This is a genomic window from Oceanispirochaeta sp. (assembly GCF_027859075.1).
Taxonomy (GTDB): domain Bacteria; phylum Spirochaetota; class Spirochaetia; order DSM-2461; family DSM-2461; genus Oceanispirochaeta.
Genome location: NZ_JAQIBL010000348.1, coordinates 19,530 through 28,512 on the forward strand (window position 1 = coordinate 19,530; position 8,983 = coordinate 28,512).

9 protein-coding genes are annotated in these 8,983 nt (G+C 47.7%); all 9 read right to left on the bottom strand.

From position 1 onward, the window contains the following. Positions 1-9 precede the first annotated feature (9 nt). Positions 10-1,443 carry a V-type ATP synthase subunit B gene (locus PF479_RS19750; protein WP_298010541.1) on the bottom strand — a complete coding sequence of 478 codons (1,434 nt, stop codon included), beginning with the start codon at positions 1,441-1,443 and terminating at the stop codon, positions 10-12. Beyond that, positions 1,436-3,211 (bottom strand): V-type ATP synthase subunit A, encoded by a 1,776-nt coding sequence (locus PF479_RS19755; RefSeq protein ID WP_298010544.1) that lies wholly within the window; start codon positions 3,209-3,211, stop codon positions 1,436-1,438. The genes PF479_RS19750 and PF479_RS19755 overlap by 8 nt, the downstream gene beginning before the upstream one ends. Position 3,212: 1 nt before the next feature. Beyond that, positions 3,213-3,842 carry a V-type ATP synthase subunit E gene (locus PF479_RS19760; RefSeq protein ID WP_298010547.1) on the bottom strand — a complete coding sequence of 210 codons (630 nt, stop codon included), beginning with the start codon at positions 3,840-3,842 and terminating at the stop codon, positions 3,213-3,215. Next, positions 3,839-4,144, bottom strand: a complete 306-nt coding sequence (locus PF479_RS19765; protein WP_298010550.1) for a V-type ATP synthase subunit F — start codon at positions 4,142-4,144, stop codon at positions 3,839-3,841. The genes PF479_RS19760 and PF479_RS19765 overlap by 4 nt, the downstream gene beginning before the upstream one ends. Positions 4,145-4,160: 16 nt before the next feature. Then, positions 4,161-4,520, bottom strand: coding sequence for an ATP synthase subunit C (locus tag PF479_RS19770; protein ID WP_298010554.1), 360 nt, complete (start codon positions 4,518-4,520; stop codon positions 4,161-4,163). Positions 4,521-4,531: 11 nt separating this feature from the next. Continuing rightward, positions 4,532-6,619 carry a V-type ATPase 116kDa subunit family protein gene (locus PF479_RS19775; RefSeq protein ID WP_298010557.1) on the bottom strand — a complete coding sequence of 696 codons (2,088 nt, stop codon included), beginning with the start codon at positions 6,617-6,619 and terminating at the stop codon, positions 4,532-4,534. A gap of 2 nt (positions 6,620-6,621) precedes the next feature. Beyond that, positions 6,622-7,683: a V-type ATPase subunit gene (locus PF479_RS19780; RefSeq protein WP_298010560.1), complete on the bottom strand. Its 1,062-nt coding sequence runs from the start codon at positions 7,681-7,683 to the stop codon at positions 6,622-6,624. A 2-nt stretch (positions 7,684-7,685) separates the two neighbouring features. Continuing rightward, complete coding sequence (locus tag PF479_RS19785; protein WP_298010563.1) at positions 7,686-8,015, bottom strand: hypothetical protein; 330 nt, start codon at positions 8,013-8,015, stop codon at positions 7,686-7,688. A gap of 122 nt (positions 8,016-8,137) precedes the next feature. Further along, on the bottom strand, positions 8,138-8,983 hold an 846-nt coding region (locus PF479_RS19790), incomplete at its 5' end, for a DUF4340 domain-containing protein (RefSeq protein ID WP_298010566.1).

Consider the following 8,983-nt stretch of genomic DNA (forward strand, 5'->3'; position numbering starts at 1 on the left):
CTGTTGATCCTATTCATGATCCCTTCTGTCGCTTATCCGATTGTAATAGGTTTCGAGCTCCTCTTCGGTGACACGATGGAGCTCCTCGGCAGGCAGAAGACTCAAGGCCTCCCAGCCTTTGTCCAGTGTTTCCTCTATGGTCCGGTTTTCATTTTTCCCCTGAGACACAAACTTCCTTTCAAAATTTTCACCAAATTCCATATATTGATGATCCAGGGGAGTCAGCTCCTCTTCACCGATGACGGAAGCCAGATTCCTCACATCCTTGACATAACTGTAGGCCGCAAAAAGCTGGCTGGCCAGGTGAGGATGATCGGCTCTGGTCATCCCCTCACCGATTCCATCCTTCATCAACCGGGACAGGGAAGGGAGTCCCGCAACGGGGGGATAAATTCCCCGTCCGTTCATCTCTCTTTCAAAAACAATCTGTCCTTCCGTGATATACCCGGAGAGGTCGGGGATAGGATGGGATATATCGTCATTAGGCATGGTTAGAATGGGCACCTGTGTGATGGAACCCTTAAATCCCTTGAGCATTCCTGACCGCTCATACAGTTCCGCCAGATCCGAATAGAGATAGCCGGGATAGCCCTTTCTGGAGGGGATTTCTCCTCTCAGTGTCGATATTTCCCGGAGGGACTCACAGTAGTTGGACATATCCGTCATGATGACCAGGACATGCAATCCCTCATTGAAGGCAAGATGCTCTGCCAGGGTCAAGGCGCTCCGGGGAGTGCTCAGCCTTTCGATGGAGGGATCATCCGCCAGGGAGAGAAAAAGGGCCACATTTGCCAGCACACCCGATTCTTCAAAGGAGTCGATAAAATAACGGGCCACATCGTGCTTGACCCCCATGGCGGCAAAGACAACGGCAAATTCGGTTTCTTCCCCCTTGATTCTGGCCTGACGGGCAATCTGAGCGGCCAGAATGTTGTGAGGCAGACCATTCCCGGAAAAAATAGGCAATTTCTGCCCCCGGATCAGGGTATTCATGCCGTCAATGACGGAAATCCCTGTCTGGATAAAATCTTTGGGATACTCCCGGGCCGTGGGATTGATGGGCTGCCCATTCACATCCAGCTGATGATCACCGACCGGTTCAGATCCTCCGTCCACAGCCCGGCCAAGGCCATTGAAAACCCTGCCTAACATGGATTTTGTGACATTCAGGGTATGGGGTTTTCCCAGAAACCGGACCCGGGTCTGGGGGAGATTCATCCCCGCAGTTCCCGAAAAGACCTGAACCACGACGACGTCGTCCGAGGTATCCAGGACCTGTCCCAGACGAAGGTTTCCATGGGAATCCACGCACTCGACGAGCTCCCGGAAGCCTACGGCATGGGTGTTTTTTATGAAAAGAAGAGGTCCGTCCAGCTTGTTGATTCCCGAGTATTCCCGGCCGGTCCTCAAACGTTCCTCTAGGATTTTGTTGTTATCACTCATAAATTGACCCCAGTTGATCCAGTCCCCGTTCCAGCCTTGCCTGGAGCCTGTCAAATTTTTCTATTTGTTCATTCTCAATGGTAAATTTCATCTTGATAACATCCTGCAGGGCCTTCATGCGCTTCAGTTTGACGATGGTGGCACCCCGTTTGATGGCATCACTCCCCCGGCGCCAGTAGATAAGAATGAGAGCGAGCATGCGCATCTGCTTTTCTGCGGTAGAATACCGGTCAATGACATCAAAAGCGTTCTGCTGGAGAAAGGCATTTTTAAAGACGCTGCAGACTTCGATGACAAAGCGCTGCGTATCCGGCAGGGCATCGGGACCGACCAGCTTGACCACCTGGAGCAGGCGAACCTCTTTCTGCAGCAGGTCCATCATCTCCCGGCGGTCTTCCGCCCATTGCGGTCCCACCCGTTCTTCCCACCAGGGAATGATATCATCAAGATATTCACTGTAGCTTTCGAGCCAGGAAATGGCCGGATAATGGCGTGCATTGGCCAGCTGACGATCCAGCCCCCAGAAACAGCGGACAAAGCGTTTTGTATGCTGTGTGACAGGTTCGGAAAAATCTCCTCCCGGAGGAGAAACGGCACCAATGATGGAAACCGACCCGATGTCGCCGCTCAAACACTTCATATACCCGGCCCGTTCATAGAATTCCGCAATTCTCGTCGGAAGATAGGCTGGAAAGCCCTCTTCTGCGGGCATTTCCTCCATGCGTCCCGAAAGTTCACGCAGGGCTTCTGCCCAGCGTGAGGTGGAGTCGGCCATGATGGCGACATGATAACCCTGATCCCTGTAATACTCGGCGATGGTCACACCGGTATAGATGCTCGCTTCCCGGGCAGACACAGGCATATTGGAGGTGTTGGCAATGAGGATGGTCCGGTTCATCAGACTCTCTCCGGTTTTCGGGTCCACCAGCTTGGGAAATTCCGTCAGAACGTCGGTCATCTCGTTTCCCCGTTCACCGCAGCCGATATAGACAATGATATCCGCATCACACCATTTGGCGATGGCATGCTGGGTCATGGTTTTCCCCGTACCGAAGCCTCCAGGAATGGCCACGGTGCCCCCCTTGGCCAGAGGAAAGAGAGTATCAATGATCCTTTGACCCGTAATAAGGGGCTGAAGAAGGGGCTGACGTTCGGCGGTGGGCCTGGGTTTTCGTATGGGCCATTTATGAAACAGGGAAATCTCTTTCTCCCCGGCGCTGGTCATGACTTTGGCGATGACCCTATCCACCGTGTAGTTTCCCGGTTCAATGATCCATTGGAGGTTTCCCGAAATACCCGGGGGAAGCAGTATCTTCTGCATGATCCGCTCCGTCTCCTGGACGGTCCCCAGGATCATTCCCTGGGTCATTTCGAGACCCGGGGCTAATTCAGGGTGGGGCTTAAACTCCCAGAGTTTCTCCCGGTTCAAGGAGGGAACATTGATCCCCCTCTTAATGTACTCTTTGGAGATTTTGTATATTTCTTCCAGGGGCCGCTGAATTCCATCGTAAATGGTGCCGATCAGACCCGGTCCAAGTTCAACACTCATGGGGAGCCCCGAGCCGTAGATATTGTCTCCCGGTGCCAACCCGGTGGTATCTTCATAAACCTGAATGACCGCGGTGTGGCCGATCAACTTGCTCACCTCACCGACGATGCGGGCCTCTCCGACATTGACCATTTCGAGCATGACAGCATCAGTGATACCCTTAGCTTCTATGACCGGTCCGTTGACCCGTCTGACTGTACCGATAATCCTTTCCGTCATATTAATTCCTATCCTGCAGAAGTTCACCGGCTATAATGCCTCGGATATGGTGATCATATCTCTGAAGCCTTGCTTCAACACGGTTATCGTAGACGAGCCGTCCCGTCTGATCCTTCAAAAGGAGATCCACCTCATTCATCAGCTCATCCTTAACACAGGAAATAGAGACATCCTTTCCGATAAGGTCTGCCACAGCTTGTTCAGCCTTCTTCAAGACCAGGGCTGTCAGAACAGCTAAAGTACCGGCTGAAGCATGGATGATAATATGATCTGCTCCCAGTCCGATGGCTCCCTCTACGATCCAGCCCGTCAAAACTTCTGTATAGCGGGGAGACTCTGAGAGATTGGAAAACTGACGGCGAACATCCTTGAGAATCTGTGAATTCAGGCGTTCTTCCCTTTTAAAGGCTCTACGCCGCAGCTCAACAGCCAGGGAAGAGTCTCCGGACTTACGGATCTGTGCCGCCTGTTTTTCCCCTTTCACCCTGGATTCTTCAATCAGACGGGTCTTGAGCACTTGGACAGAAGCCAGTTTTGAAGCATTATTTTTCTGAGCTTCCGCCTTAAGCTGTTCGGCCTCTTTCCTTGCCTCCCCGCTTATTCCACTCAACAGATCTGGGCTGTCATTCATAACTTTATTCCAATGGCGGCATTCACCATTTCCCGTAATCCCGGTTTTCCCTCGATTCTTCCATTCCTGTCGGGAATCTCTACAATCAGAGGAAACTGCATGGTAAACATGTATTGATCGACCTGATGCCGTATCAGATCGGCGATTCTTTCACAAATAATGATGATACCGATCTCCCGGTCTTCCAGTGCATCAGAAAAGGCCTGAACAGCTTCTTCTTCGTTAACGACCATCCTGCCCCGGACTCCGACCATTTCAAAACCGAGAACAGTATCTTCATCTCCAATGATAGTGTACTTCATAGCAATCCTGTGTTTTTTAAATCTTTCCCAGAATCATCAAAGCCGTAATAAATCCAAAGACGACAAGACCTTCTGCCAGGGCAATGAAGATCAGAGCCTGTCCGGCAATCTCCGGTTTTTCACCAATGGCACCCATGGCGGCCGCACCGACACTGCTGATGGCAATGCCCGCACCGATAGCACCCATTCCAAAGGCAATAGCCGCGGCAATAAGACCGAACTTCTGGACCTCCGGCGCCACTGTTGGAACCGTTGCCGCCTCGGCAGTCTGTGCAAAAACGCCACTCACCGAAAGCAGGAACAGGATGGCCATGATGACCAGCATAAACATCATCCTCAGAGAAACCAGCCGCTTAAATTTTGACTGTGCATTCATATAATATCCTCCTATACGCGGTTTCTAATCGAAACGGGACTGTATGCCCGGCCGGAACCACTAAAATACTTTGAAAAAAATTCATAATAATTGAGACGCAGGGATTGTATTCCCGCCGAGAGGCCTTCAAGGGCTATGACAAGAATATTACCAGCTAACAATATTAAATAGGACCAGACAGTATATTCACCCCCCGGTCCGTCGGCCATATGGGCCATCTGAAAAAAGGCAATCATCAGACTGACATGAGCAATGCCCAGGCCGGCCACCCTCATAAAGGAGAGAGTGTTGGCCAGATATCCTGAAAAGACCTCAAGAAGCTCAACAATCCATTCCATCAGCATGGTTAGAATGAAGCTGACACTGATTTCCTGCACCTTGTGACCGGCTTTCCTGTCCAGAAAGAGCTGGACAGGTTCCTTGCTTAAAAGCAGCAGAGAGGGAATCCCAAAACCGATCAGTAAAAATGTCTGCCCGGGAAGAGTCTTATAGAGATGATGAACAAAATAAAATCCAGTATAGACTCCGGCCCCGTACATCCACCCCCCTGTGATGCCTGCCTTGTCAAAGAACAACTTCATCCAATTTTTCTTCCTGACAAGATTGATCCAGTTCAGAATCAGACCGGTTCCCAGCACGGCAATACCAAAATAAATTGTGATCAGCAGGATGTCGTAAATACTTTGTACCCCTATGTTTCCACTGGGATGACCCGCAATGATGGCATGATAGTTGAACCACAGGGGGGGGAACAGGGGATGACCGAAATAGGACCCGAAGAGCACACCTGCCACAATAGCCGACAAGCCGCAGTAGAGTATGAGGACCGAGAGTTTCTTTTTAGAATCACTGGATTTTCTGAATATATATTTTCCGAGGAAACCCAGCAGCACCAGAACCAGGCCATGCCCGGCATCACCGAACATGAGTCCGAACATCATCAGATAAAGTACAGCCACAAAGGGTGTCGGATCGATCGACCCATATTCGGGAAGAGAAAAATTCTTCACAAGCATCTCAAAGGGTTTCAAAAATCCTGGATTTTTCAGCTGAACAGGGACGGTGACCCGGCCTTTTGTTTCTTTTGTAATCTCCCCGGGTTCATGCCATTCAAGAAAGCAGCGCCTTTGGGCAGCCTGATACAAGACCAGCTCCAGAGGAGCCTTGAGCTCTGTGGGCAGCCAGCCGGAGAAAAGAACGGTACGATCCGTCGCCGAAAAAAAGGACTGAATGCGGTAAAAGAGTTCATTGATTCGGAGGAGGGACCAGCTGGTTTGAAACCACTCCCGCCGGTCATCGATAAAAGCCTGATATTGATTGTGCAGAGAAGCCTGCTGCTCCTTTAAAATCACTATCTGATTCTGGATATCCGAGAGGGCATTCTCCTTGACATTCTGCTCTGGAGAACTGGCCAGGGGTATTTCACCCTCCATCCAGCCGCTGGCATCAAGAAGACGCAGGATCTGTTTTTCATCTTTCTTCAGGGAAATGACCAGCATGGACGTCTTGTCAGAGGATGTCCCTGTAATCAGGGAAACAGAAGGATACGCTTTCAGGTCTTTTTCAAACTGAGAAACCCCGACAGAGAGCATGGTTCCTGTCTGAATGGTGAGAAAGGAGTATTCTGAACTCTTCCGTAAGCCCTGGGCTGTAATGGATTCGCTGCTTCCATACATTGAAAGCTGACGGATCATATCCTCAAATTTGTGGATTTCCTGCTGTACCAGCCGCTGTTCTTCTTTTATTTCCTGAGACCGGGAAGAAATTTCGGAGAGTTTTTTTTCAATTTCGTCCAGATTTAACAGATTTAAATCCTGCAGATTCAAATTCTGCAGATTATCCAGTACCGGAAGAACTTCCTGAGACCCTCCGGAACTGCCCGATCCCATGATCATCTCGATCCGCCGTCTGTTTTCAATGATCCGGGCCGATGAAACAGAGGCCTGTACCGACCGGATACGGGCATCACTTCCACCGCTCAATTCACTGACCCGGACAAAATCAAGAGCTCCCAGCTGAAGCAGTGCTTTTGTGACGGCATCCGAATCCTTTTTGAGAACAACCGCGGTTAAATGTGTCATGCTGGAAGTAAACATCATAATCAGCTCTTCATCCTGTCTTCCGGCAAACCATAATTCTTCCCATTGAGGATGGAAACCAGCCGGTGAATATCATGTTTTTTTATAATGAAATAACTCATCATAATTCCAATAGAAAAAGGATCTCCTAGAAGGAGTTTCTTCACTTCCCCTTTCAGGATTTCTTCGAGGATGGATTCAACCATTTCCATCCGTTTATAGATATCCGTCTGGGATGATGATGCCAGTGCGGAGGCACTCCCATACCCGGAACCTAACAGGGCAGGAAGTAATTCGGCTTCTCCTGAAGAAGAGTAAAGGGCATAAAGTTTATCCGGTTTCAACCTGTGGCCGCCGGCAATAATATACTTCTGCATCTGCAAAGCTGAAAAATGATAAAAAAATTTGAACCTGATAATCCGGGTGATGTTCTCAAGGTCAATCTCTACACCGACAAGTCTCAGAACAATGTCCCTGTCTTTTACAGTCAATTTTTCGCATTGCCTCAACAGATTATTGTAAAACAGCAGATCGAGATCCATCTCTAAGGGAAACATGGTCTGGTCCGTTCTGATCTCGTCCAGATTGTTTTTGACAATATCCACAAAGGAAGTGGCCTTTAAAGAATCAAGGAGTAGTGAATCTTCACCGGCAGCAAGGACCGCATCTTTATCATAGGAATATAGAACCGGCTCCCTGAGAATATAACCCGAGGCATATGAAATATCCCGCTTGCGTATCCAGCGGTCAAACCAGAGCCTGAAAACATTTTTGAAATTTTCAATTTCATATTGCATTAAAAGGGCATCTACAAATTCCTGTAAATCTGTATCTACATAGCGGTGAATCTCCTGATAAAGAGCCATTTCCGCCCTCATCAGTTCGAGTTCACTCATTTTCAGATCACCCGTTCTGGCATAGACGGCTTCTACAGAAGCAAAAGTGGTCTCCTTCAGGAGCAGCATGGCTTCCCCCAGATTCTGACTCTTGATCAATCGTGTAAAAACTTCATCACCCAAAACCAGACTCAGCCGGGTTTTTAACTTGGCATTGATAAAGGCATATCGTTTAATAGGGCTTGCCACGGTTATTCATCCCGCAGGTATTCAGGAGTACATATATAATCAACAATCTTATCGATGACTCCGGCGATTTTATCCTTCTTCTGAAGAAAGAATGCCTCATCCTCCTGTTCCGCCTCAGACAAAGTCTTGTTTCTGGTCTCTTCAACTTGTTTTCGGGCTTCCTCAATGATGTCTTTAATGGTGGAGGTTGACTGTTCTCTAGTGCGGATATTTATCTCTTCAATCTCTTTATCTGTATTCTTCTGCAGAGTCAGGATTTCAGATCTGGTCTTCTCAAGAAGGTTTCTGGCTTGATCCTCGGCTTCAAATACCTGATTCACTATTTCATTCACGTTGTATCACCTGCTCCACTTTGTCTTCATATTAAATCCTCCCGGCTGGGAAGGCAAATATTTTTTCCCAAAAGATGTAAATTGTCATATAAAAGCCAAAGCCATCACAAGTGTCTGTATTTTCAATTCTGATTAATCTTGTCGAACCATTTTATAACCAGCTCCACTTTATCTTTGCTGATGATAAACTGATACTGATTTAGGGATGATGACATTGCGTAATACTCATCCTCATAATCGTAGATATAAACAGATATGTTTTCCTGTTGATCTCTCTTTAATGTTAAAGCCAATATCATTGCCTGTTCAGGCTTTTTTTCTGCATACCCGTCAACAGTCATAGACATGAGATTTACATAAAGAGATATATAATCTTCCTGAGGAATCTCTTTCTCATCCGAGTAGAAAACTTCCCTGTCATCTTTATATTTTCGTTGAAGAATCTGTTTTACATCTCCCTGTACCATTTCTATCTGCTCCACATCATCAGAGCTAACGCTCAAAGGAGCAAAAAATATCATTTTATCAAGATCGATTTCATATAGAGAGTTTGCCCTGGTTTCAAAAATCTCCTTTTCTCCCTCGATGTAAATATAGGACATCCCGGTTTCTTCAAACCTTTTCCCAAGATTGAATGTCTGTTTTATTCCTGTTGATTCTGTCAGTGATATGGATAATTCCGGTGAATCCAATCCGAATTTTCTGGAATTCTCATCAGTTAATAAGTGAACGTCATTCATTGTTAGTCTATGAATCATACTCAGTGATTCATTGACATATTCCGAATCAGCAGTCATTTGTATCGGGTTAATAATCAACCATCCCCTATCCGGGATTTTATTCAGCAGAATCGTTTCTGCTCCTTCTCTTGCAATACGTATCTCATCAATGAGGTACTCGGTTGTTACCGATATATTTCTATCTCTGAAATCAAGAACTGTACCTGTAAGAGTTTTCACAAAAGCACT

Excerpts from the sequence above, each read along its gene's own strand:
- PF479_RS19765 (WP_298010550.1), bottom strand. The coding sequence starts at position 4,144 with ATGAAGTACACTATCATTGGAGATGAAGATACTGTTCTCGGTTTTGAA.
- PF479_RS19760 (WP_298010547.1), bottom strand. The coding sequence starts at position 3,842 with ATGAATGACAGCCCAGATCTGTTGAGTGGAATAAGCGGGGAGGCAAGG.
- PF479_RS19775 (WP_298010557.1), bottom strand. The coding sequence starts at position 6,619 with ATGATGTTTACTTCCAGCATGACACATTTAACCGCGGTTGTTCTCAAA.
- PF479_RS19755 (WP_298010544.1), bottom strand. The coding sequence starts at position 3,211 with ATGACGGAAAGGATTATCGGTACAGTCAGACGGGTCAACGGACCGGTC.
- PF479_RS19750 (WP_298010541.1), bottom strand. The coding sequence starts at position 1,443 with ATGAGTGATAACAACAAAATCCTAGAGGAACGTTTGAGGACCGGCCGG.
- PF479_RS19770 (WP_298010554.1), bottom strand. The coding sequence starts at position 4,520 with ATGAATGCACAGTCAAAATTTAAGCGGCTGGTTTCTCTGAGGATGATG.